Source organism: Polaribacter tangerinus, from assembly GCF_038024095.1.
Classification (GTDB): Bacteria; Bacteroidota; Bacteroidia; order Flavobacteriales; family Flavobacteriaceae; genus Polaribacter; species Polaribacter tangerinus.
Window position 1 is genome coordinate 2,344,465 of the sequence record NZ_CP150668.1, and the last position, 23,761, is coordinate 2,368,225.

Sequence of the window (23,761 nt, forward strand, 5' to 3'; positions counted from 1 at the left end):
TCAAAGTAGAAATGGGACAAAAAACTAATCCAATAGGAAATCGTTTAGGAATCATCAGAGGTTGGGAATCTAACTGGTATGGTGGCAATGACTACGGAGATAAAATTGCTGAAGATGATAAGATAAGAAAGTATATTCATGCTCGATTATCTAAAGCAAGTGTATCAAGAGTAATTATAGAGCGAACTTTAAAACTTGTAACCGTTACTATTACTACTGCAAGACCTGGTATCATTATTGGTAAAGGTGGTCAGGAAGTAGACAAGTTAAAAGAAGAGTTAAAAAAAATTACCAACAAAGAAGTTCAATTAAATATATTTGAAATTAAGCGTCCAGAATTAGATGCTAGATTAGTAGCAACAAGTGTTGCTCGTCAAATTGAAAATAGAATTTCTTACAAGAGAGCTATTAAGATGGCTATCCAAGCTACTATGCGTATGAACTCTGAAGGAATTAAAATTCAGATTTCAGGACGTTTAAATGGAGCAGAGATGGCACGTTCAGAGCATTTTAAAGAAGGTAGAATTCCTCTTTCTACTTTTAGAGCTGACATTGATTATGCACTTGTAGAAGCTCATACTACCTATGGAAGATTAGGAATTAAAGTATGGATCATGAAAGGTGAGGTATATGGTAAAAGAGAGTTATCTCCGTTAGTAGGTTTGTCTAAGAAGCAATCTGGTTCTAAAGGTGGTGATAGATCTAAACGTCAGCCTCGTAGAAGAAAATAATTTTTAAAATTAGAAATTAAAAATGTTACAGCCAAAAAGAGTAAAATACCGTAAGGTACAGAAGGCGAAAGGAAATATGACAGGTATTTCTGGTAGAGGAAACCAACTTTCTAATGGAATGTTCGGAATTAAATCTTTAGACCAGAATTTACTTACATCTCGTCAAATCGAAGCAGCTCGTATCGCGGCTACTCGTTACATGAAAAGGGAAGGTCAGTTATGGATTAAAGTTTTTCCAGACAAGCCAATTACAAAAAAGCCTTTAGAAGTACGTATGGGTAAGGGTAAAGGAGCACCAGATCATTTTGTTGCAGTGATTAAACCGGGTAGAATTTTGTTTGAAGTTGGTGGAGTGCCAATGAATATTGCAAAAGAAGCTTTACGTTTAGCAGCACAGAAACTTCCAGTAAAAACGAAGTTTGTTGTAGCAAGAGATTTTGATATTAACGCTTAATTCTATATACAATGAAACAATCAGAAATTAAAGAATTATCTATTGCAGATCTTCAAGAGAAGCATGGAGCGTTGCAAAAGAATTATACTGATCTTAAGATGGCACATGCAATTACTCCTTTGGAGAATCCGTTGCAATTAAGAAGCTTAAGAAGAACTGTAGCAAGAATTGCAACAGAATTAACAAAAAGAGAATTACAATAATTCTATAGTCAGTTTTAAAGATGGAAAAAAGAAATCTTAGAAAAGAGAGAATTGGTGTTGTATCTAGTAACAAAATGGAAAAATCTATTGTTGTTTCAGAAACCAAAAGAGTTAAACACCCAATGTATGGTAAGTTCGTATTAAAAACGAAGAAATACGTTGCACACGACGAAAAGAATGATTGCAACGAAGGCGATACTGTAAAGATCATGGAAACAAGACCTATGAGTAAGTCTAAACGTTGGAGATTAGTAGAAATCCTAGAAAGAGCTAAATAATATGTTACAGACAGAATCAAGATTAAAAGTCGCAGATAATACTGGAGCAAAAGAAGTTTTAGTAATTAGAGTTTTAGGAGGAACAAAAAAACGTTACGCAAGTATTGGAGACAAGATTGTAGTAACTGTTAAATCTGCAACTCCTAACGGAACTGTTAAAAAAGGTCAAGTATCTAGAGCAGTTGTTGTAAGAACAAAAAAAGAAGTTAGACGTAAAGATGGGTCTTACATCAGATTTGATGATAATGCTTGTGTGCTGTTAAATCCTACAGAGGAGATGAGAGGAACACGTGTATTTGGTCCTGTAGCTCGTGAGCTTCGTGAGAAACAATTCATGAAAATAGTATCATTAGCACCAGAAGTGTTATAACAAAGGAGCTTGCTCCATTGTAAAAAAAGATAAGAAATGAAGAAATTCAAAATAAAATCAGGAGATACTGTAAAAGTAATTGCAGGAGACCACAAAGGATCTGAAGGTAAAGTTTTACAAATCCTTAAGGATAAAGATAGAGTTCTTGTAGAAGGTGTTAACTTAGTTTCTAAGCACACAAAACCAAGCGCACAAAGTCCACAAGGAGGTATTGTAAAAAAAGAAGCATCACTTCATATATCTAACGTAATGTTAGTAGAAGGAGGTGTAGCTGTAAGAGTAGGTTATCAAGTTGATGGAGATACTAAAACTAGAGTCTCTAAAAAAACTAAAAAATAAGAATAATCATGAATTACGTACCAAGATTAAAATCAGAATACAAAGAAAGAGTTATAAGCGCTCTTACCGAAGAATTCAGTTATAAGAATGTAATGCAAGTGCCAAAATTAGAAAAAATTGTTGTTTCTAAAGGTGTTGGTGCTGCTATTGCAGACAAGAAATTAATAGATTATGCTTTAGAAGAATTGACAAAGATTACGGGTCAAAAAGCAATTTCTACAATGTCTAAAAAAGACGTTGCTGCATTTAAGCTTCGTAAAGGAATGCCAATAGGTGTTAAAGTTACTTTAAGAGGTGATAAAATGTATGAATTTCTTGATAGATTGGTTACAGCATCTTTACCACGTGTAAGAGACTTTAACGGTATAAAAGCAAATGGATTTGATGGTAGAGGTAATTACAACTTAGGTATTACTGAGCAAATCATTTACCCAGAAATAAATATTGATCAAGTGAAAAAAATCAATGGAATGGATATTACTTTTGTAACATCTGCAGACACTGATAAAGAAGCTAAATCATTATTAAGCGAATTAGGTTTACCATTCAAAAAAAATTAAGAAATGGCTAAAGAATCAATGAAAGCTCGTGAACGTAAAAGAGCTAAGACAGTTGCAAAATATGCTGAAAAGAGAAAAGCTTTAAAAGAAGCCGGAGACTATGAAGCATTGCAAAAATTACCAAAAAATGCATCACCAATTAGAATGCATAACAGATGTAAATTAACAGGTCGTCCAAAAGGATATATGAGACAATTCGGTTTATCTCGTGTTACTTTCAGAGAAATGGCTAACCAAGGTTTAATACCAGGTGTTAAAAAAGCAAGTTGGTAGAAAGTCAAATTAAATCTTAAAAATAAAAATAGAATGTGTATCTTTGCACGCTCTATTTTTTTTGAGTATAAGAATTTTAACTGATTAAAGGTTCATTTATCACAGAGAAATCTGTAGCATAAATAGAGGTAGATGAAAACCATAATCGCAATATAAATAAGTATGTATACAGATCCAATTGCTGATTTTCTTACAAGAGTAAGAAATGCAATATCAGCAGGACACAGAGTAGTAGAAATTCCTGCTTCTAATTTGAAGAAGGAGATGACTAAAATTTTGTTCGACCAAGGTTTTATTTTAAGCTATCAGTTCAATGACAATACTGTTCAAGGAACTATTAAGATTGCTTTAAAGTATGACAAAGACACAAAAGAGTCAGTAATTAGAAAAATTCAACGTATCAGTACACCAGGTTTACGTAAATATGTTGGCTCTTCTGAGATGCCAAGAGTATTAAACGGACTTGGAATTGCTATTGTTTCCACATCTAAAGGTGTGATGACAAATAAAAAGGCACGTCAAGAGAACGTTGGAGGAGAAGTTTTATGTTACGTTTATTAATCTTACAGAAATGAGTAGAATAGGAAAAAATCCCGTTAGCATTTCACAAGGTGTAGATGTTAGCATTAAAGACAATGTTGTTACTGTAAAAGGAAAACTAGGTGAGTTATCACAAACCATTTCCGATGGTATCACATTAAATATTGAAGACGGTGTTATCACCTTAGATAGAGCTTCTGAAAGTAAAGACCACAAAGCACAACACGGATTAATGAGAGCTTTAATTAGCAACATGATAGAAGGTGTTAGCAAAGGGTGGACTAAAGATTTAGAATTGGTTGGTGTGGGTTATAGAGCCTCTAACCAAGGTCAGAAATTAGATTTAGCTTTAGGCTTCTCTCATAATATTGTTTTAGAACTAGCTCCTGAAGTAAAAGTTGAGACAATTTCAGAGAAAGGGAAAAACCCAATCATTAAATTAACTTCTTTTGACAAGCAATTAGTTGGTCAAGTAGCTGCAAAGATTCGTTCTTTCAGAGCTCCAGAGCCTTATAAAGGTAAAGGTGTGAAGTTTGTTGGTGAAGTATTAAGAAGAAAAGCAGGTAAATCTGCATAATATATAGGTATTATGGCATTATCAAAGCTACAAAGAAGAACTAGAATAAAGCGTAGAATTAGAAAGATTGTATCTGGAACTCCTACAAAACCAAGATTATCGGTTTACAGAAGTAACAAAGAAATCTACGCTCAAATAGTAGACGATGTGAATGGAACTACATTAGTTTCTGCATCTTCTAGAGATAAAGGTGTTAAAGCAAGCTCTAAGTCTGAAGCTGCTGCATTAGTTGGTAAAACAATTGCAGAAAAAGCAGTAAAGGCAGGTTTAGAAAGCGTTGCTTTTGATAGAAATGGTTATTTATACCATGGTAGAGTTAAAGTATTAGCTGAAGCTGCAAGAGAAGCTGGTTTAAAATTTTAAGAAATTATGCAAGGTTATAAAAACGTAGAAAGAGTAAAACCAAGCGGATTAGAGCTTGTAGATAAGTTAGTAGGTGTACAACGTGTTACCAAAGTAACAAAAGGAGGTAGAGCATTCGGTTTCTCTGCAATTGTTGTTGTTGGAGATGGTAATGGTGTTGTTGGACATGGATTAGGAAAATCTAAAGATGTTTCTTCTGCAATTGCTAAGGCAGTTGAAGATGCAAAGAAAAATTTAGTAAGAATTCCTATTTTAGATGGAACATTACCTCATGAGCAAAAAGGAAAGTTTGGTGGAGCAAAAATATTCATCAAGCCTGCTTCTCCTGGTACAGGAGTTATTGCCGGTGGTGCAGTTCGTATTGTATTAGAATCTGTTGGAGTTCATGATGTATTATCAAAGTCTCAAGGTTCTTCAAATCCTCATAACGCTGTAAAGGCCACTTTCGATGCATTGTTGCAATTAAGAAGTGCTGCTTCTATAGCAAAGCAAAGAGGAATATCTTTAGAAAAAGTATTTAACGGATAAATCTAAGAACGATGGCAAAAATAAAAGTTACACAAGTAAAAAGTCAAATCGGGCGTCTTCAGAATCAAAAGAGAACTTTAGAGGCATTAGGTTTACGTAGAATGCACCAAACTGTTGTACACGAGGCAACTCCAACAATTATTGGTATGGTAAATACAGTTAAACACTTAGTTTCTTCAGAAGAAATTAAATAAGATATTTTAAAAAGATGAGTTTACACAATTTAACACCTGCAGAGGGTTCCATTAAAAAAGGAAAAAGAATAGCAAGAGGTGAAGGTTCTGGTAAAGGTGGTACTGCCACTAGAGGTCATAACGGACAAAAATCTCGTTCAGGTTATTCTAAAAAGATTGGTTTTGAAGGAGGTCAAATGCCACTTCAAAGACGTGTTCCTAAGTTTGGCTTTACAAACATTAATAGAAAAGAATACCAAGGAATTAACTTAGATAAGTTACAGTCTTTAGTAGATAGTGGAAAAATAACGGATACAGTAAATTTAGACACTCTAGTTGCATTGAGATTGGCTGGTAAAAATGACCTAGTCAAAATTTTAGGTAACGGAGAGTTAAAAGCTAAATTAAATATAACTGTACATAAGTTTACAGCATCGGCAAAAGCAGCTATTGAAGCAGCTGGAGGAGAAGCTGTAACTTTATAAGAACTTGTAAAAGATGAATTTTATTAATACGCTAAAAGATATATTCAAGATAGAAGAGTTAAAAAACAAAATTCTTTTAACTGTTGGTTTAATTGCAGTTTACCGTTTTATGGCAGCTGTTCCTTTACCAGGAATAGATCCATTACAATTATCTGCTTTAAAAGAAAGTACATCTGGAGGTCTTTTAGGATTATTGAATGCATTTACAGGAGGGGCATTTGCTAGAGCGTCTGTTATGGCACTAGGTATAATGCCTTATATTTCAGCATCTATTGTAGTTCAGTTAATGGGAATTGCGGTTCCTTACTTACAAAAATTACAAAAAGATGGAGAAAGTGGAAGAAAAAAGATTACTCAAATTACTAGGTGGCTAACTATAGGAATTACATTGGTTCAAGCACCAACGTATATTACTGCTATAAAAACTCAGTTCGGTTTAGGACCTGAAGCTTTTTTAGTTAGTGGTGCAACCTTCTGGGTTTCATCAATTATAATATTAACTGCGGGTACAATTTTTGCAATGTGGTTAGGTGAGCGTATTACAGACAAAGGAGTTGGAAATGGTATTTCTTTACTTATTACTGTTGGTATTATAGCAAACTTTCCTTCTGCATTTTTACAAGAGTTTTTCTCAAAAACAGAAAACTCTGGTGCAGGTGGTTTAATGATGATTTTGATTGAAATAATAGTTTGGTTTGTAGTAATTTTATTAACTGTATTATTGGTTACTGCTGTTCGAAAGATTGCAGTTCAATATGCAAGAAGAACTGTTGCGGGTAACACACAAAATGTTGCAGGTTCAAGAGACTATATTCCCTTGAAATTAAATGCTGCTGGTGTTATGCCAATTATATTTGCGCAAGCAATTATGTTTTTGCCTGTTGCATTAGCACAAAGATTTCCAGCTATTGCAGGTTTACAAGACATTAATGGATTGGGCTATAATATAATATTTGCACTATTAATCATTATTTTTAGTTATTTCTATACAGCTATTACTATTCCAACGAATAAAATGGCAGATGATTTAAAAAGAAGTGGTGGTTTTATACCAGGAATTAGACCAGGTAAAGATACAGCAGACAAATTAGATAGTGTTTTATCTAGAATAACGTTCCCAGGATCATTATTTTTAGCAGCATTATCAATTTTACCAGCTATAGTTGTTCAGTTTGGAGTACAACAAAGTTGGGCAATGTTTTACGGTGGTACCTCATTAATCATTATGGTAGGTGTAGCTATTGATACAATGCAACAGATTAATTCTTATTTATTAAACAGTCATTATGATGGTTTAATGAAACCAGGAACTAGTAATAGAAAATCGAATAAATAGTATGGCTAAACAATCAGCAATTCAACAAGACGGAACCATTACAGAAGCATTATCTAATGCAATGTTTCGAGTAGAATTAGAGAACGGACATATTGTTACGGCTCACATTTCAGGAAAAATGCGTATGCATTATATTAAACTTTTACCGGGTGATAAGGTAAAGCTAGAAATGAGCCCATACGATTTATCAAAAGCAAGAATTACTTACAGATACTAACAAAATAAAACAAAACAGATGAAAGTTAGAGCATCAGTTAAAAAAAGAAGTGCCGACTGCAAAATAGTACGCAGAAAAGGTAGATTATACGTAATTAATAAACAAAATCCTAGATTTAAACAAAGACAAGGGTAATGGCAAGAATAGCAGGTATTGATATTCCAAAGAATAAAAGAGGAGTTATTGCTTTAACTTACATCTTTGGTATAGGAAACAGTAGAGCAAAAGATATTTTAGCTCAAGCAAAAGTAGACGAAAGTATTAAAGTTCAAGATTGGACTGATGATCAAATCGCTGCAATTAGAGAACAAGTTGGAACTTTTACCATAGAGGGTGAATTGCGTTCTGAGGTGCAAATAAACATCAAGCGATTGATGGATATTGGTTGCCAAAGAGGTATTCGTCATAGATTAGGTCTTCCTTTAAGAGGTCAGAGAACTAAGAACAACTCTAGAACGAGAAAAGGTAAGAGAAAAACAGTAGCTAACAAGAAAAAATAAAGTTAGATAAGTAATAAAGATCTAAACATTAACACTGTTAAATATTAGAAAACTAAATTACTAAAACTTAAATATTATGGCAAAAGCAAGCACAAAAAAACGTAAAGTAATAATTGAAGCTACAGGAGAAGCTCATGTAACAGCCTCTTTTAACAACATTATTATTTCTTTAACAAATAAAAAAGGTGACGTTATTTCATGGTCATCTGCAGGTAAAATGGGTTTTAGAGGTTCTAAAAAGAATACTCCTTACGCGGCTCAATTAGCAGCAGAAGATTGTGCAAATGTTGCAAAAGAAGCAGGTTTACGTAAGGTAAAAGTTTACGTTAAAGGACCAGGTAATGGTAGAGAATCTGCTATTAGATCAATCCATAATGCAGGTATAGAAGTAACAGAAATTATTGACGTTACTCCAATTCCTCATAATGGTTGTCGTCCACCGAAAAGAAGAAGAGTATAATTAAATATTTTAATCAATCAGGAATTAGATTATCGAAGGATTAGCCTTAATTCATAATCCCTGATTATAACAACAAAGAAATGGCAAGATATACAGGACCAAAAACTAAGATTGCTCGTAAATTTGGCGAGGCAATTTTCGGAGACGATAAAAACTTCGAGAAAAGAAATTACCCTCCAGGACAGCATGGAAATGCAAGAAGAAGAGGAAAAAAATCTGAATATGCTACTCAATTAATGGAGAAGCAAAAAGCTAAATATACTTATGGTATTTTAGAGCGTCAGTTTAGTAATTTATTTAAGAAGGCTCAAGCATCTCAAGGAATTACAGGTGAAATTTTATTACAATTATGTGAGTCTCGTTTAGACAATGTTGTATATAGAATGGGAATTTCAAACTCTAGAAGTGGTGCTCGTCAATTAGTATCTCACAGACACATTACTGTAAATGGAGAAATTTTGAATATTCCTTCTTACACTTTAAAAGAAGGAGATGTTGTTGCAGTTAGAGAAAAGTCTAAATCTTTACAAACCATAGAAAATGCATTGGCATCTAACAACAATGTGTACGAATGGTTAACTTGGAATTCAGATAAAAAAGAAGGTACTTTTGTAAAAGCACCAGAAAGAATTCAAATTCCAGAGAACTTCAAAGAGCAATTAATAGTAGAATTATATTCTAAATAATAAATTAACATTGGTATTTGGCCAAAGGAAGTAATTGTTTTTCTTCAGACTTTTACTTCGCGCAACCAAATAACAATTAAAACGAAGAAATTATGGCAATTTTAAATTTTCAAAAACCTGATAAGGTTATTATGATAGAATCTACTGACTTTAAAGGTAGATTTGAGTTTAGACCTTTAGAACCAGGTTTTGGTTTAACAGTAGGTAATGCGTTAAGAAGAGTTTTATTATCTTCTTTAGAAGGTTTTGCAATTACATCATTAAGAATTGATGGTGTAGAGCACGAATTTTCTACAGTACCTGGTGTTGTAGAAGATGTTACAGAAATTATTTTAAATTTAAAACAAGTTCGTTTTAAAAAGCAAATTGATGAAACTGACAGAGAAACTGTATCTGTATCTGTTTCTGGTCAAGAGCAATTTACTGCGGGAGATTTACAGAAATTTATTTCTGGTTTTCAAGTTTTAAATCCAGACTTAGTTATTTGTAATATGGATAAATCTGTGAAATTAAATGCAGAGCTTACCATAGAAAAAGGTAGAGGATTTGTTCCTGCAGAAGAAAATAAAAAACCATCTGCACCGATAGGAACTATTTTTACTGATTCTATTTACACACCTATAAAAAATGTTAAGTATTCTATAGAAAACTATCGTGTAGAGCAAAAGACAGATTATGAAAAACTTGTTTTTGATATCGATACAGATGGTTCAATCAATCCTAAAGAGGCATTAACAGAAGCTGCGAAAATTTTAATTCACCACTTTATGTTATTCTCAGATGAGCGTATCACTTTAGAGGCAGATGAAATTGCTCAAACTGAAACATATGACGAGGAATCTCTACATATGCGTCAATTATTAAAAACGAGATTAATTGATATGGATCTTTCTGTAAGAGCTTTAAACTGTTTAAAAGCAGCTGAAGTTGATACCTTAGGAGATTTAGTATCTTTTAACAAAAGTGATTTAATGAAATTTAGAAATTTTGGTAAAAAATCTTTAACTGAATTAGAAGAATTAGTTATTGTTAAAGGACTAAATTTCGGAATGGATTTAAGCAAATACAAATTAGATAAAGATTAACCTTTCATATTTTGCTCCCCAAAATGGGTAGATGCAAGATGAGAGAACAAAACAAACGTAATGAGACACGGAAAGAAATTTAATCATTTAGGAAGAAAGACAGCCCACAGAAAGGCAATGTTAGCAAATATGGCTTGTTCTTTAATAGAACACAAACGTATTAACACTACAGTAGCTAAAGCAAAAGCTTTACGTGTTTTTGTAGAGCCTTTAATAACGAAATCAAAGGCCGATACAACTCACAACAGACGTGTAGTTTTTTCTTACCTAAGAGATAAATATGCTGTAACAGAACTATTTAGAGAAATTTCTGTAAAGGTTGCTGACAGACCAGGAGGTTATGTTCGTATCATAAAGTTAGGAAACCGTCAAGGAGACAACGCCCCAATGGCTATGATTGAACTTGTAGATTACAATGAAATTTACAATCCAAAAGGTAACAAGGCTAAAAAATCTACAAGAAGAGGAAGAAGCAAAAAAGCAGCAACTCCACAAGTAGAAGAAACAGCAACTACAGAAGAAAAATCTGAAGAATAATATAAAAATGAAAATTTTTTAAATTATATAAAAGGGATAAACGTTTACGTTTATCCCTTTTTTTATATTTTTACAGCAAGAAATACACCCAATTCAATGAAATATCAAACAAGAAAAAAAGCATTAGTTTTATTAGCAGATGGAACAATTTTTTATGGTAAATCTGTAGGTATAGAAGGAACATCTACTGGAGAAATTTGTTTTAATACTGGTATGACAGGTTATCAAGAAATTTTTACAGATCCTTCTTATTTTGGCCAAATTATGGTAACAGCAAATGCACATATTGGTAATTATGGTGTGAATGATAACGAAGTAGAATCTGATGGAATAAAAATTTCTGGATTGGTATGCAGAAACTTTAGCTTTACTCACTCGAGAGCAGACTCTAATGGTAACTTAAAAGATTGGTTTGAGAAACATAAAATTGTTGCAATTTCTGATGTAGATACTAGAGCACTCGTTGCTTACATAAGAGATAACGGAGCAATGAATGCCATAATATCTACAGATGTGGATAATATAGATGCCTTAAAGCAGCAATTATCTGAAGTACCAAGTATGGAAGGGCTTGAATTAGCATCAAAAGTATCTACAAAAGAGGCTTATATTGTTGGTGATGAAAATGCCACTTACCGAGTTTCTGCACTAGACATTGGCATTAAAAAAAATATTATTAGAAATTTAGTTAAAAGAGATGTTTGTGTAAAAGTTTTTCCTTACGATGCTTCTTTTGAGGATTTAAGTTCTTTTAATCCTGATGGATATTTTATTTCAAACGGACCAGGCGATCCAGCACCTTTACATGCAGCACAAAAAGTAGCTAAAGAAATTATTAAAAGAGATTTTCCTTTATTTGGTATCTGTCTAGGGCATCAAGTTATAGCATTGTCTAATGGCATTTCTACATACAAAATGCACAATGGTCACAGAGGAATTAATCACCCTGTTAAAAATCTTTTAACAGGAAAAGGAGAAATTACTTCTCAAAACCATGGTTTTGCTATACATAAAGAAGAAACGGAATCACATAAAGACATTGAAATTACTCATATTCACTTAAATGATAATACAGTTGCTGGTATTCGAATGAAAAATAAAAACACTTTTTCTGTTCAATATCACCCAGAGGCAAGTCCAGGACCACATGATTCTGAGTATTTATTTGATCAGTTTATTGATAATATTCGCAAATCAAAAGAATAATATTTCTTTTATCTCTAAAAAATAAAACTGAAAACGTTTTCGTAAGTAAGCTATCAAAACCACTCTTAAAAGAGTGGTTTTTTGTAAATTAGCAACGAGTACAAACCAAGATATTAATTATTAAATATAAAAATAATGAGCATTATAATTAAAGTTCACGCACGTCAAATTTTCGATTCTAGAGGAAATCCTACTGTAGAGGTTGATGTAATCACCGAAAATGGAGTTTTAGGAAGAGCTGCAGTTCCTTCAGGAGCGTCTACAGGAGAACATGAGGCTGTAGAACTTAGAGATGGCGGCAAAGACTATATGGGTAAAGGTGTTTTAAACGCAGTAAAAAACGTAAATGAAACAATTGCCCAAGAATTGTTAGGAGTTTCTGTTTTTGAACAAAATGCAATAGATAAGCTAATGATTGCTTTAGATGGTACACCAAATAAATCTGTTTTGGGAGCAAATGCTATTTTAGGAGTTTCTTTAGCGGTATCTAAGGCTGCCGCAAATGAGTTAGGCATGCCTTTATATAGATATATTGGTGGTGTTTCTGCAAATACACTTCCTGTACCAATGATGAATATTATTAATGGTGGTTCACATTCCGATGCTCCAATAGCTTTTCAAGAATTTATGGTGATGCCAGTTAAAGCCTCAACTTTTAGTGAAGCTATGAAAATGGGATCTGAAATTTTCCATAACCTTAAAAAGGTACTGCATGATAGAAATTTATCTACAGCAGTAGGAGACGAAGGTGGATTTGCACCTAACCTAGAAGGCGGAACAGAAGATGCACTAGAAACTATAGCATTAGCAGTGAGTAATGCAGGTTACAAGTTAGGAGACGAGATTATGATTGCTTTAGACTGTGCTGCTGCAGAATTTTATGTAGATGGTAAATACGATTACACAAAATTTGAAGGCCCAAGTGGTAAAGTAAGAACGAGTCAAGAGCAAGCAGATTATTTAGCAGAATTATCTTCTAAATATCCTATTATTTCAATAGAAGATGGAATGGATGAAAATGATTGGGAAGGTTGGAAATATTTAACAGAAAAGGTTGGTGATAAAGTTCAATTAGTTGGAGACGATTTATTTGTTACAAATGTAGAGCGTTTGTCTAAAGGAATTGAAAACGGTATTGCCAATTCAATATTAATAAAAGTAAACCAAATAGGAACTTTATCGGAAACAATTGCAGCAGTAAATATGGCAAAAAATGCAGGCTATACCTCTGTAATGTCTCATAGGTCTGGAGAAACTGAAGACAATACTATAGCAGATTTAGCTGTGGCATTAAATTGTGGACAAATAAAAACAGGTTCTGCTTCTCGCTCTGATAGAATGGCAAAATACAACCAATTATTAAGAATTGAAGAAGAATTAGGAGAAGTTGCTTATTTCCCTAAAGAAAAAGCATTTAAAATCTAATGAACTGATAACGGAACAAAAACCTCATAATTCTTACATATGAGGTTTTTTTTTGCAAAATATTTAGATAAGTTAATGTTATTTTAAAATTTCAAAAATCTATACGAACACATTTCAAAATTATTGAAAAAATGGTATCTTCGTGCAACACAGAAATTCATAATAAAACTACTGTAAATGTCAAATATAGCAAAATTACAAATTGGAGAAAATTCTTTTGAATTTCCTCTTACTAAAGGAACAGAAAATGAAGTTGCCATAGATATTAAGTCTTTAAGATCGGCAACAAATGGAATTGTAACGATTGATCCTGGATTTAAAAATACAGGTTCCTGCGAAAGTGCTATTACATTTTTAGATGGTGAAAAAGGGATATTAAGATACCGAGGGTATCCAATTGAGCAATTAGCAGAAAAAGCAGATTTTTTAGAAGTTGCTTATGCTTTAATCTTTGGGGATTTACCAAACACAAGTCAATTAGAAAAATTCCATTCAGATATTAAGTCGATGGCTATTTTAGATGATGATCTAAAGAAAATTTTAGATGCATTTCCAAAAACAGCTCATCCGATGGGAGTGTTATCTTCATTAACAAGTGCATTAACAGCGTTTAACCCGTCATCTGTAAATGTAGATTCTGAAGAAGAAATGTATAATGCCATAGTTAAAATAATGGCAAAATTTCCAATAATAGTTGCATGGACAATGCGTAAAAAGCAAGGATTGCCTTTAACTTACAGCACAAATTCTTTGGGGTATGTAGAAAACATTATGAAAATGATGTTTCAAAGTCCGAATGAAGATTACGTTGTAAACCCTATTATTAAAGATGCTCTAGACAAACTTTTAATTTTACATGCAGATCACGAGCAAAATTGTTCTACATCTACTGTAAGAATTGTGGGTTCATCTCATGCTGGTTTATTTGCTTCATTATCTGCAGGAATATCAGCTCTTTGGGGTCCACTTCACGGAGGCGCAAACCAAGCAGTTTTAGAAATGCTTGAGGCTATTAAAGAAGATGGTGGAGATACCAAAAAATATATGGCGAAAGCTAAAGATAAAAACGATCCTTTTAGGTTGATGGGCTTTGGACATAGAGTTTACAAAAACTTCGATCCAAGAGCAAAAATTATTAAAAAAGCTGCAGATGAAGTTTTAAATAGTTTGGGAGTTACCGATCCTATTTTAGAGGTGGCAAAAGGTTTAGAGCAAGAGGCATTAAATGACCCTTATTTTGTAGATAGAAAATTATATCCAAACGTAGATTTTTATTCAGGAATTATATACAGAGCAATGGGTATTCCTGTAGAAATGTTTACTGTAATGTTTGCAATGGGACGTTTACCAGGATGGATTGCTCAATGGAGAGAAATGAGATTGAAAAAAGAACCAATCGGACGTCCGCGTCAAATATATACAGGAAAAACAGAAAGAGATTTTATCAATATTGAGAAAAGATAAGATAGGTACTCTTAAAGTAGTATTTAAAGCTTCATTTTTAATGAAGCTTTTTTAATAATAGAAATTATGCTAAAGTTAAATATTACCAACGAAACCTCTAGATTGAAGGCTGTTATTTTGGGAACAGCAAAAAGTAATGGCCCTACGCCAAAAGTTGAAGATTGTTACGACCCTAAAAGTATACAACATGTGCAAGCAGGAACTTATCCTAAAGAGTCGGATATGATACTAGAAATGGAGGCAGTAGCCAACGTTTTTGAAAAGTATGATGTAACAGTATTTAGACCTAAGGTAATTGAGAATTATAATCAAATTTTTTCTAGAGATATTGCATTTGTAATTGATGATGTGTTTGTAAAGGCAAATATTTTACCAGACAGAGAAAAAGAAATAATAGCTATTAGTCACGTAATATCTGAAATTAATCCCTTAAAAATAGTAAAATTACCTGCTGACTGTCATGTAGAAGGTGGTGATGTTATGCCATGGTACGATTATATATTTGTGGGTACTTATTCTGGAGATGATTATTCTGATTATATTACCGCTAGAACTAACAGAAAAGCGGTAAAAGCACTACAAGATTTATTTCCTAATAAAATAGTGAAGCCATTTGAGTTGAGAAAATCAAATACAGACCCGAAAGAAAATGCTCTTCATTTAGATTGTTGTTTTCAACCTATTGGAAAAGATAAAGCAATAATTCATAAAAATGGATTTTTAATTGAAGAAGAGTATGAGTGGTTAGTTACTTTTTTTGGTAAAGAAAATATTTTTGAGATTGATAAAGAAGAAATGTACCATATGAATAGTAATGTTTTTTCTATTTCAGAAAATGTTATTATATCAGAAAAGAACTTTACACGATTAAATAGTTGGTTAAGAAAAAAAGGTTTTATTGTAGAAGAAGTTCCTTACTCAGAAATTGCTAAACAAGAAGGTTTGTTAAGATGTTCTACCATGCCATTAATTAGACACTAATTGCGTTTTAACTGCAAGTTAAATTCAATAAAAAAGCTGCAATAATTTTGCAGCTTTTTTGTTGGGGGATGTTCTAAATATCAATTATTCTAGTACAACGGTATCAATTTGATGAATTACACCGTTATTAGCCTGAATATTTGTAACTTCAATTTTACTAACTCTACTTTTTGAGTCTGTAAGTGTAGCGCCACTAGAGGCTATGTTTACAGTAAGGTTACCACCAAGAGTATTAATTTGTAAATTGTTTGTTAACTCGTTTTCTAAAACATTTTTCCCAGCCACTACATGAGTATTTAAAGTGCTTGTTAAGGTTGCTGTAGGAACGTCCGATAAATTATTAAGACTCAATTCTTCTAACAAAGAAGCAAAAGCGCTATTTGTTGGTGCAAAAACTGTAAATGGCGCTGGAGAAGTACCATTGGCTGTAGATAACGTGTTTACATATGTGTAGTTTGTTTCTCTTGTTAATGCAGCAACTAGAGATGAAAAGTTTGAATCTGCAGTAGCAAATGTTACCACAGTTGGCAAACCTATTACTTTATCTATTACGTGAACTATGCCATTGTCTGCAATTATGTTTTCAGTGATAACTTTAGAAATTCCGTTAAACACAACTCCATTGTCGGTGTTTACATGCAAAGATAATGGAGTATTTGAAGCTGCGCTAGTTGCTTTTGTAGTAGCATAACCTGTAGATAAACCCGAAGCCAATAAGCTGCCATCTATTACATGATTTAGTAGAATTTGGGTTAATAGTTCTTTTGGAACATCATCAACAGATGCAAAATTATTATCACTTAAAAACTCTGTAAATGCACGATTTGTTGGAGCTAATACTGTAAATGGTCCAGGACTATTTAGAGTGTTTACTAAATCGGCTCTTGTAACTGCAGCAACCAAAGAACTAAGGTTATTGTTTACAGCTACATTTACAATGGTATTTGGTTCGATAACATCATCATTATCGTTGTTGCAAGAATAGAAACCGCCAATTAGTAACAGTCCTATAAAAAATTTCGTAACTAGTTTCATAATCTATTGTGTTTATTAGTTATTTATGTTTAACTAAATTACAAAAACATTAAACAAAGTTTTGTTAAATAAAAGACAAAATTTATCAAACAATTTTCTGATGTATTTTAATGTAGGATTTTAGTAAAATGATATTTTTAATTAATATTTTTGTCAAATTATTATAAATATATGAATCAAACTACCAATACCATACTAATGATTCGTCCTGTAAGTTTCAGGAAGAACGAACAAACAGCAGTTAATAATTTTTTTCAGGAAGATATTGATTTAAAAAATGCAGAGATTAACAAAAAGGCTCAGGAGGAATTTGATGCTTACGTTTTTAAATTAAAAAGTTTTGGTATTCAAGTTATTGTTGTTTCAGATACTACAGACTCAGACACTCCTGATTCAGTTTTTCCCAATAATTGGATATCTTTTCATGAGAACGGAACAGTGGTTTTATATCCAATGTTTGCAGAAAATAGACGTTCAGAACGTAGGGAAGATATTTTAGACATATTAGAAGAAAATAATTTTGTAATAGAAGATATAGTAGATTATACATCTGCAGAAGAGGAAAATATTTTTTTAGAGGGTACAGGTAGTATTATTTTAGATAGAGTAAACAGAAAAGCATATTGTGCATTATCTGACAGAGCCGATGAAGAGCTATTTATAGAATTTTGCGAAGATTTCGAGTATACACCAGTAGTTTTTGTTGCAAACCAAACTGTAAACAATAAACGAGTACCAATATACCATACGAATGTTATGATGTGTATAGCCGAAACATTTGTAGTTATTTGTTTAGATGCTATTGATGATAAAAAAGAGCGTAAAAATGTTTTAAAGCATTTAAAAGAAGATGGAAAAAAGCTAATAGAAATATCGGAAGCTCAAATGCATCAATTTGCTGGAAATATGCTTCAAGTTAAAGGTAGCAACAATGAACTTTATCTAATTATGAGTAAGGCTGCACATGATAGTTTAACCCAAAGTCAGCTTACCAAAATAGGTAATCAATGTAAAATTATTTCTAGTTCACTAGAAACCATAGAAACTTGTGGTGGTGGAAGCGCGCGTTGTATGATGGCAGAAGTGTTTTTACCTACGAGATAAAATTATTTTGAGTTAAAAGAAAAAAGCATTACAAAATTAAGTAATGCTTTTTTTTTGCTAAACTTTCTTAGTGGTCAGTCTTACTGTAATTTAGAGTGTTTATGAAAAAATAGGTATTTATAACTCAACTAACTTTCGCATTACAGAGGCCTACATTGCCGACAAGCAAGGATTTTTTTAACAAATACCCCTTTTTAACTTTAAGATTTTTTTAAATGTACAAAAAATTATTTTAATACATCCTCAATTACTTTACCAGTAGTTCCGTTTGGAAACTCTATATTTAAAAGTGTACTAATAGTTGGTGCAATATCTGTAATATCATACTTTTTAGAAGAACTTCCTTGTTTAATTCCATTTCCGTAAAAAATGATTGGAACATGAGTATCATACGAATAGCCAGAACCATGGCTTGTTCCTTTTCTGCTACTAATTAGCGTGGCAGGGTATGGAATCATCAATACATCACCAGAAAATTTTTGATTGTACCCCTTTTGTAAAGAACTCATAATACCTTCAGAAAATTGAGAAGCCTGTAATGTTTTTGCCGATACTGCTTTATAAATTTTTTCAAAATTTACTACTTCATCTGCTAATTTTTCCGCAACCACATTTACGTCTAAACCGAGTTTATGAATCTTTTCTTTATCTAAAAATATTTGATAGTTCGAAACATTTTCTATTAATTCTGTTGAGTTAAAATATTTTTTTGTGATTCCTAAAATGAAATCTCTAAAATCTTTTGTACTCATATAATGTGCAGGAATTTTTAGAGATTGCAAATAGGCAGGTACATGAACAGCAGCATGATCTGCTGTTAAAAATAATGTATATTTTTCTGCACCAACTTGGGTATCTAAAAACTGAAAAAAGTTTGCTAAATCTTTATCTAATCTTAGGTAAGTGTCTTCGGTTTCTACTGCAGCAACCCCATATCTATGTCCCACATAATCTGTAGAAGAAAAGCTAACCGTTAAAAAATCGGTTGTTTCATTTTTTCCTAAATTTTCTCCAATAATAGCAGCTTTAGCAAAATCTGCCGTTAATGTATTTCCTGCAGGTACTGTTTTAATAAGGCTAAAATTGCCATTTTTAGTTCGGAGTTCTTTTAAATTTTTTGGAAAAGTTGGGGTTTCTTGCCCTTTTAAATTATTTTCAAAAATATTGTTGTCAGCCCTACTTTTTGTATACGTTTCGATGGGATAAAGAGTATTCCATGTTTCATTTAAATAATCGTTTGCCTTGTTGTTTTCGTTAAAATCTGTTACCCATTTTGGTAGCGTATCCATGTAAAAAGAACTAGTTACCCATTTATTATTATCGCCACCATCGTACCAGTAAGCTGCATTTGCAGTATGGCCGACAGGTAAAATAGCAGATCTATCTTTTATAGCAATTCCTATGGCTTTTCCTTGCATATTTTGAGCTAAATGTAGTTGGTCAGAAACCGTAGTTGTATACAATCTATGTGGCGATTTTTTACCTACATCGCTATTATTACCAACTGTTTCGTATCTATTATCATCTACACAGTAAATGCTTTCTTTAAGAAACTTATCGTACCAATTATTTGATATTATGCCATGATTGCTTGGTGTTGTTCCTGTAAAAATTGAAGTATGTCCAACGGCTGTATAAGTAGGAATATAGTTGTAATGAGCATTTTTTAATGAAAAGCCATTTTTTAAAATTCTATTAAAACCATCATTGCCAAATCTGTCTGAATAGCGAGTAAGATAATCGTAACGCATTTGGTCTATAACTATACCAATAACAAGGGTAGGTTTTTTGTTTTTTTGTTGCTGTTTATTACAATTACTAAGCAGTATTGAGGCGATTAGTAAAAATAGGAGTTTCTTGTTCATTGAGTTTAAATTTGTATAAATATGCTCAAAAATAATTATTTTTATTTTGAATCAATGATAATACCACACAATTAATGATATTTTAATACTTTAGCCTAAAATTTGTTTGAATGATGTATTTGGAGCACATTGGAAAGTATTTTATGATGTTAGGGCGTGTTTTTAAAAAACCTCAAAAAAGTCGTATTTTTTATCAAGCCCTATTAAGAGAAATAGAAGATTTAGGTCTAAAATCTATTGGTATAATTATGTTTATTTCTTTTTTTATAGGAGGTGTTATTGCCTTGCAAACAGCATTAAACTTAGAGAGCCCTTTTATACCAGACTCGTTAATTGGTTTTGCTGCAAAACGCTCAATAATATTAGAGTTTGCACCTACTTTTTGTTGTATTATACTTGCGGGTAAAGTAGGCTCTTACATTACCTCTAGCATCGGAACAATGAGAGTTACAGAGCAAATTGATGCCCTAGAGGTTATGGGTATTAATTCATTAAATTACCTCATATTACCAAAAATAATTGCGACCTTATTTTTTTATCCTTTTTTAATCATTCTTGCCATGATGTTAGGAATTTTTGGAGGTTGGATTGCAGGCGTTTTGTCTGGTTTATTTACTGGGGCAGATTATATAGTAGGAATTCAAACAGAGTTTAAGCCTTTTTTAATTGTGTATGCAATTGTAAAAACATTGGTTTTTTCTTTTTTAATAGCAACCGTTCCTTCCTATCATGGGTATTATGTTAAAGGAGGTTCTTTAGCAGTAGGTAGAGCTAGTACGCAAGCAGTAGTTTGGACAACTATTTTAATAGTAATTTCTAATTATATATTAACTCAATTACTACTTACATAAGTTATGATAGAGGTAAAAAATTTACATAAAGGTTTTGGTGGTGTAGAGGTATTAAAAGGTATTAATACAACTTTTTATCCAGGTAAAACAAACTTAATTATAGGGCAAAGTGGGTCTGGGAAAACAGTATTTTTAAAATCGCTGGTTGGGTTACATATTCCTGAAAAGGGAGAAATTGCTTTTGATGGTCGTATTAATTCAAAATTTACGGCATCAGAAAAGCAGCAATGGCGTCAAGAAATTGGTATGGTTTTTCAAGGAAGTGCCTTGTTTGACTCTCAAACGGTAGAGGAAAATGTAATGTTTCCTTTAAAAATGTTTACCAATAAATCTTATGAAGAAATGTTGGAAAGGGTAAATATAGTTTTACATAGAGTTAATTTAGTAAATGCCAATTTTAAATTGCCCTCTGAACTTTCTGGTGGAATGCAAAAAAGAGTAGCCATTGCCCGCGCCATTGTTATGAATCCTAAATATCTTTTTTGTGATGAGCCCAATTCTGGTTTAGATCCGCAAACAGCTATAGTAATCGATAATTTAATTCAAGAAATAACTGCAGAATACAAAATTACTACGGTAATAAATACCCATGATATGAATTCTGTAATGGAAATTGGAGAAAAAATAGTTTTTTTAGACAAAGGTTTAAAAGCATGGGAGGGAAGTAGTGATGAAATTTTTAAAACTGAAAATGAGTCAGTTATAAGCTTTGTATATTCCTCTAATTTACTTAAAAAAGTTCGTGAGAATTATTTAAACGAAACTAAATAAAAAAACATTTGTATTTTTAAAAATAAGCTATATATTTGCACCCGCTAAGACGAAAGGAATGACCTGGTAGCTCAGTTGGTAGAGCATCTCCCTTTTAAGGAGAGGGTCCTGGGTTCGAGCCCCAGCCCGGTCACAAAACCCCACAATTAATGTGGGGTTTTTTAATTTACAATAGTTTTTCACATCCTATATTCTACTGAAAATTATTTATTCTTTTACATTTATATTTACATTAAAAAGAAATAACACCAATTACGTTTAATAATTAGTAGGTATGAACAACAATATCAGAATAATATATAAATCAACTTTAAAAGCATCTAATTTTTATGGAAAATTGTTGATGATACAGTGATGGGAGGAATCTCTAAAGGAAGTGTTAAGACAAATAAAAGTGGATTTGTAGAGTTTTACGGACATACTTCACTTGAAAATAATGGTGGTTTTTCTTCAGTTCGCCTCACAGATTTAAGTATAATGGTAGAAAATTATAACTTTTTAGTTGTAAAACTTAAAGGAACCCCAAGTACTTATCAGCTTCGTATAAAAGAAGATAAAACAACTAATTACTCCTATATTTCTTTATTTACAACCAACGGAAGTTGGCAAACCATACAAATACCTATTTTTAAAATGTACCCAGTTTACAGAGGTAAGAGGTTAAAAATGACAAATTTTAATGGACTAAAAATTGAAGAAATTGCTTTTTTAATTGGAAATAAAAAAGAAGAAGATTTTAAATTAGAAATCGATAGTATTTGTTTGAGTAACTAAAATTTAATTTTTTTAGTACCGTTTTTTTGTATCTTTCCCCCAAAGTAAAATAACTAACAATGAAAGAAAATATTGATAAAAATAATGTAACACCCATAGATGAGGCTGCAAAGAAGAATATGCAGGAAGATGCTAAAGGCCTTTTTGAAAATCTAAAGATTTTTTTAATTGAACTTTTCGATTTTAGAGACGATACCGACCATGAAGCTACTATCGAAGCCATAAAGGCAGATATTCCTTTTAAAGGAGCAACTGCTTGGATTCTTATCTTTGCTGTTTTTGTAGCATCTATAGGTTTAAATGCAAATAGTACTGCTGTAGTAATTGGAGCCATGTTAATTTCTCCATTAATGGGACCAATTTTGGGAATAGGTATGTCTTTTGCTCTAAACGATTTTGTAACATTTAAAAAATCTCTTACAAATTTAGGAACTATGATAGTACTGAGTTTGTTTGCGTCTTTTTTATTCTTTTACTTCTTTCCTGTAAGTGAAGACAAAGCAGAACTTTCGGAGTTACTTGGTAGGGTAAGACCAGATATTAGAGATGTTTTAATTGCATTTTTTGGTGGTTTGGCATTAATGGTTGCAAGAACTAAGAAAGGTACAATTGCCTCGGTAATTTTTGGTGTGGCAATTGCCACTGCTTTAATGCCACCTCTATGTACAGCTGGGTATAGTCTGGCAAACGGAAACTTTAAATTCTTTTGGGGAGCAATGTACTTGTTTACCATCAATACTATTTTTATTGCATTAGCAACATTTTTAGTATTAAAGTTACTTCGTTTTCCAATGCATAAATATGCAAATGCTGCCAGAAGAAAAAGGTATTCTACTATTGCAACCATTGTTGGTTTTGCAGTTATGATACCTGCAATTATTACGTTTGTAGGAGTTTTACAAGAAAATCAAGTTAAAAATCAAGTTAACAATTTTATCAATAATGAGATTAAAACAATAAAAAACTTTCAGCTCATAGACGACTCTTACAGTTTTACTGATAAAGTAATTAATTTGAACTTTTTTAATGAGGTAACAGATGGTGAGGAAAATATTCTTAAAAATCAGTTAAGAAATAATGCGAATTATGATAAAATTAAAGACTTTCAAATAAATATTAAAGGAAGTGATACCAAAAGTTTTGCTTTAATAACCACTGCATATAAAGAAAAAAGAGAAGAACTTCAAGAGAGTAAAAACATTATTGCTGGTTTACAAAAGCAGATTGCCGAGTTAGAAGAAACAATTTCTACATTAAACAATAGAATTGAGCAAGATGCATTAGATAAAAATCAAAAGGTCATAGCTTTTAGTAGAATTGCTAAAGATGCTAAAATTAGATATATAGATATCGAGGCGATTGGTTTTGCAAATGTTTTGTCTTCTAAAGATTTTATAAAAATTGATACAGTACCTGTGGCAACAATAAAATGGAATAGAAGGCTTTCAGATAGTATCGTATCTTTTAGAGAAAAGGAATTAAGAACTTGGCTTCAAAAAGAAATGTTGTTAGACACACTTTTTATTAAACGTGAAAAATAAAAAATGCATCATCATTTATATGAAAAAAAGCTCCTTAGTGGAGCTTTTT

General features: G+C 32.1%; 33 protein-coding genes and 1 tRNA gene. 32 read left to right on the forward strand and 2 right to left on the reverse strand.

The window, feature by feature from the left end:
* Positions 1–11: 11 nt before the first annotated feature.
* From rpsC to WHD54_RS10360, 26 genes are all read left to right on the forward strand, one after another.
* Positions 12–731, forward strand: coding sequence for a 30S ribosomal protein S3 (gene rpsC, locus WHD54_RS10235; protein WP_088323517.1), 720 nt, complete (start codon positions 12–14; stop codon positions 729–731).
* Positions 732–753: 22 nt separating this feature from the next.
* Positions 754–1,185 (forward strand): 50S ribosomal protein L16, encoded by a 432-nt coding sequence (gene rplP / locus WHD54_RS10240; protein ID WP_088323516.1) that lies wholly within the window; start codon positions 754–756, stop codon positions 1,183–1,185.
* An 11-nt stretch (positions 1,186–1,196) separates the two neighbouring features.
* The gene (rpmC, locus tag WHD54_RS10245) at positions 1,197–1,388 is read left to right on the forward strand and encodes a 50S ribosomal protein L29 (protein ID WP_088323515.1); all 192 of its coding nucleotides are present in this window, start codon (positions 1,197–1,199) and stop codon (positions 1,386–1,388) included.
* A 20-nt stretch (positions 1,389–1,408) separates the two neighbouring features.
* Positions 1,409–1,666 (forward strand): 30S ribosomal protein S17, encoded by a 258-nt coding sequence (gene rpsQ / locus WHD54_RS10250; RefSeq protein ID WP_088323514.1) that lies wholly within the window; start codon positions 1,409–1,411, stop codon positions 1,664–1,666.
* A 1-nt stretch (position 1,667) separates the two neighbouring features.
* Positions 1,668–2,036 (forward strand): 50S ribosomal protein L14, encoded by a 369-nt coding sequence (rplN, locus tag WHD54_RS10255; RefSeq protein ID WP_088323513.1) that lies wholly within the window; start codon positions 1,668–1,670, stop codon positions 2,034–2,036.
* A gap of 36 nt (positions 2,037–2,072) precedes the next feature.
* Entirely contained in the window at positions 2,073–2,375 is a 303-nt protein-coding gene (gene rplX, locus WHD54_RS10260; RefSeq protein ID WP_088323512.1) for a 50S ribosomal protein L24, read from the forward strand.
* A gap of 8 nt (positions 2,376–2,383) precedes the next feature.
* Positions 2,384–2,935 (forward strand): 50S ribosomal protein L5, encoded by a 552-nt coding sequence (gene rplE, locus WHD54_RS10265; RefSeq protein ID WP_088323511.1) that lies wholly within the window; start codon positions 2,384–2,386, stop codon positions 2,933–2,935.
* 3 nt (positions 2,936–2,938) lie between these two features.
* Positions 2,939–3,208 (forward strand): 30S ribosomal protein S14, encoded by a 270-nt coding sequence (gene rpsN, locus WHD54_RS10270; protein ID WP_036825705.1) that lies wholly within the window; start codon positions 2,939–2,941, stop codon positions 3,206–3,208.
* 162 nt (positions 3,209–3,370) lie between these two features.
* A complete protein-coding gene (gene rpsH, locus WHD54_RS10275; protein WP_088323510.1) occupies positions 3,371–3,769 on the forward strand; it encodes a 30S ribosomal protein S8 in 399 nt (132 codons plus the stop codon).
* Positions 3,770–3,779: 10 nt separating this feature from the next.
* Entirely contained in the window at positions 3,780–4,325 is a 546-nt protein-coding gene (gene rplF / locus WHD54_RS10280) for a 50S ribosomal protein L6 (protein WP_088323509.1), read from the forward strand.
* A gap of 12 nt (positions 4,326–4,337) precedes the next feature.
* Positions 4,338–4,688 (forward strand): 50S ribosomal protein L18, encoded by a 351-nt coding sequence (gene rplR / locus WHD54_RS10285; RefSeq protein ID WP_088323508.1) that lies wholly within the window; start codon positions 4,338–4,340, stop codon positions 4,686–4,688.
* A gap of 3 nt (positions 4,689–4,691) precedes the next feature.
* Positions 4,692–5,216, forward strand: coding sequence for a 30S ribosomal protein S5 (rpsE, locus tag WHD54_RS10290; RefSeq protein ID WP_088323507.1), 525 nt, complete (start codon positions 4,692–4,694; stop codon positions 5,214–5,216).
* Positions 5,217–5,227: 11 nt separating this feature from the next.
* Positions 5,228–5,410 (forward strand): 50S ribosomal protein L30, encoded by a 183-nt coding sequence (gene rpmD, locus WHD54_RS10295; RefSeq protein WP_088323506.1) that lies wholly within the window; start codon positions 5,228–5,230, stop codon positions 5,408–5,410.
* A 14-nt stretch (positions 5,411–5,424) separates the two neighbouring features.
* The gene (gene rplO, locus WHD54_RS10300; protein WP_088323505.1) at positions 5,425–5,874 is read left to right on the forward strand and encodes a 50S ribosomal protein L15; all 450 of its coding nucleotides are present in this window, start codon (positions 5,425–5,427) and stop codon (positions 5,872–5,874) included.
* 13 nt (positions 5,875–5,887) lie between these two features.
* Positions 5,888–7,210: a preprotein translocase subunit SecY gene (gene secY, locus WHD54_RS10305; protein WP_088323504.1), complete on the forward strand. Its 1,323-nt coding sequence runs from the start codon at positions 5,888–5,890 to the stop codon at positions 7,208–7,210.
* Position 7,211: 1 nt separating this feature from the next.
* Entirely contained in the window at positions 7,212–7,427 is a 216-nt protein-coding gene (gene infA, locus WHD54_RS10310) for a translation initiation factor IF-1 (RefSeq protein ID WP_004568721.1), read from the forward strand.
* Positions 7,428–7,445: 18 nt separating this feature from the next.
* The gene (gene ykgO, locus WHD54_RS10315) at positions 7,446–7,562 is read left to right on the forward strand and encodes a type B 50S ribosomal protein L36 (protein ID WP_004568720.1); all 117 of its coding nucleotides are present in this window, start codon (positions 7,446–7,448) and stop codon (positions 7,560–7,562) included.
* On the forward strand, positions 7,562–7,927 hold the full coding sequence (gene rpsM, locus WHD54_RS10320; protein WP_088323503.1) for a 30S ribosomal protein S13: 366 nt from the start codon (positions 7,562–7,564) through the stop codon (positions 7,925–7,927). Before ykgO ends, rpsM begins: the two co-directional genes overlap by 1 nt.
* Before the next feature lie 76 nt (positions 7,928–8,003).
* Complete coding sequence (gene rpsK / locus WHD54_RS10325) at positions 8,004–8,387, forward strand: 30S ribosomal protein S11 (protein ID WP_088323502.1); 384 nt, start codon at positions 8,004–8,006, stop codon at positions 8,385–8,387.
* An 80-nt stretch (positions 8,388–8,467) separates the two neighbouring features.
* The gene (gene rpsD / locus WHD54_RS10330) at positions 8,468–9,073 is read left to right on the forward strand and encodes a 30S ribosomal protein S4 (RefSeq protein WP_088323501.1); all 606 of its coding nucleotides are present in this window, start codon (positions 8,468–8,470) and stop codon (positions 9,071–9,073) included.
* Between the two features lie 92 nt (positions 9,074–9,165).
* Positions 9,166–10,158, forward strand: coding sequence for a DNA-directed RNA polymerase subunit alpha (locus WHD54_RS10335; protein WP_088323500.1), 993 nt, complete (start codon positions 9,166–9,168; stop codon positions 10,156–10,158).
* A 60-nt stretch (positions 10,159–10,218) separates the two neighbouring features.
* Complete coding sequence (gene rplQ, locus WHD54_RS10340; protein WP_088323499.1) at positions 10,219–10,695, forward strand: 50S ribosomal protein L17; 477 nt, start codon at positions 10,219–10,221, stop codon at positions 10,693–10,695.
* A 96-nt stretch (positions 10,696–10,791) separates the two neighbouring features.
* Entirely contained in the window at positions 10,792–11,901 is a 1,110-nt protein-coding gene (carA, locus tag WHD54_RS10345; RefSeq protein WP_088323498.1) for a glutamine-hydrolyzing carbamoyl-phosphate synthase small subunit, read from the forward strand.
* A 135-nt stretch (positions 11,902–12,036) separates the two neighbouring features.
* Complete coding sequence (eno, locus tag WHD54_RS10350) at positions 12,037–13,326, forward strand: phosphopyruvate hydratase (protein ID WP_088323497.1); 1,290 nt, start codon at positions 12,037–12,039, stop codon at positions 13,324–13,326.
* Positions 13,327–13,503: 177 nt separating this feature from the next.
* Complete coding sequence (locus WHD54_RS10355) at positions 13,504–14,790, forward strand: citrate synthase (RefSeq protein ID WP_088323496.1); 1,287 nt, start codon at positions 13,504–13,506, stop codon at positions 14,788–14,790.
* A 66-nt stretch (positions 14,791–14,856) separates the two neighbouring features.
* Positions 14,857–15,771: a dimethylarginine dimethylaminohydrolase family protein gene (locus tag WHD54_RS10360; RefSeq protein ID WP_088323495.1), complete on the forward strand. Its 915-nt coding sequence runs from the start codon at positions 14,857–14,859 to the stop codon at positions 15,769–15,771.
* A gap of 84 nt (positions 15,772–15,855) precedes the next feature.
* On the opposite strand, the gene WHD54_RS10365 is transcribed toward WHD54_RS10360, so the two are convergent.
* Entirely contained in the window at positions 15,856–16,806 is a 951-nt protein-coding gene (locus WHD54_RS10365; protein ID WP_088323494.1) for a fasciclin domain-containing protein, read from the reverse strand.
* 171 nt (positions 16,807–16,977) lie between these two features.
* On the opposite strand from WHD54_RS10365, the gene ctlX reads away from it, so the two are divergent.
* A complete protein-coding gene (gene ctlX, locus WHD54_RS10370) occupies positions 16,978–17,910 on the forward strand; it encodes a citrulline utilization hydrolase CtlX (RefSeq protein WP_088323493.1) in 933 nt (310 codons plus the stop codon).
* A 227-nt stretch (positions 17,911–18,137) separates the two neighbouring features.
* On the opposite strand, the gene pafA is transcribed toward ctlX, so the two are convergent.
* Complete coding sequence (pafA, locus tag WHD54_RS10375; protein WP_088323492.1) at positions 18,138–19,775, reverse strand: alkaline phosphatase PafA; 1,638 nt, start codon at positions 19,773–19,775, stop codon at positions 18,138–18,140.
* Between the two features lie 110 nt (positions 19,776–19,885).
* On the opposite strand from pafA, the gene WHD54_RS10380 reads away from it, so the two are divergent.
* From WHD54_RS10380 to WHD54_RS10400, 5 genes are all read left to right on the forward strand, one after another.
* Positions 19,886–20,626 (forward strand): MlaE family ABC transporter permease, encoded by a 741-nt coding sequence (locus WHD54_RS10380; RefSeq protein WP_088323491.1) that lies wholly within the window; start codon positions 19,886–19,888, stop codon positions 20,624–20,626.
* Positions 20,627–20,629: 3 nt separating this feature from the next.
* Positions 20,630–21,397, forward strand: coding sequence for an ABC transporter ATP-binding protein (locus WHD54_RS10385; protein ID WP_088323490.1), 768 nt, complete (start codon positions 20,630–20,632; stop codon positions 21,395–21,397).
* 60 nt (positions 21,398–21,457) lie between these two features.
* Positions 21,458–21,530 (forward strand) — tRNA-Lys (locus WHD54_RS10390).
* 203 nt (positions 21,531–21,733) lie between these two features.
* Positions 21,734–22,171, forward strand: coding sequence for a CIA30 family protein (locus tag WHD54_RS10395; RefSeq protein WP_394364887.1), 438 nt, complete (start codon positions 21,734–21,736; stop codon positions 22,169–22,171).
* A 59-nt stretch (positions 22,172–22,230) separates the two neighbouring features.
* The gene (locus WHD54_RS10400) at positions 22,231–23,712 is read left to right on the forward strand and encodes a DUF389 domain-containing protein (protein WP_088323488.1); all 1,482 of its coding nucleotides are present in this window, start codon (positions 22,231–22,233) and stop codon (positions 23,710–23,712) included.
* Positions 23,713–23,761 lie beyond the last annotated feature (49 nt).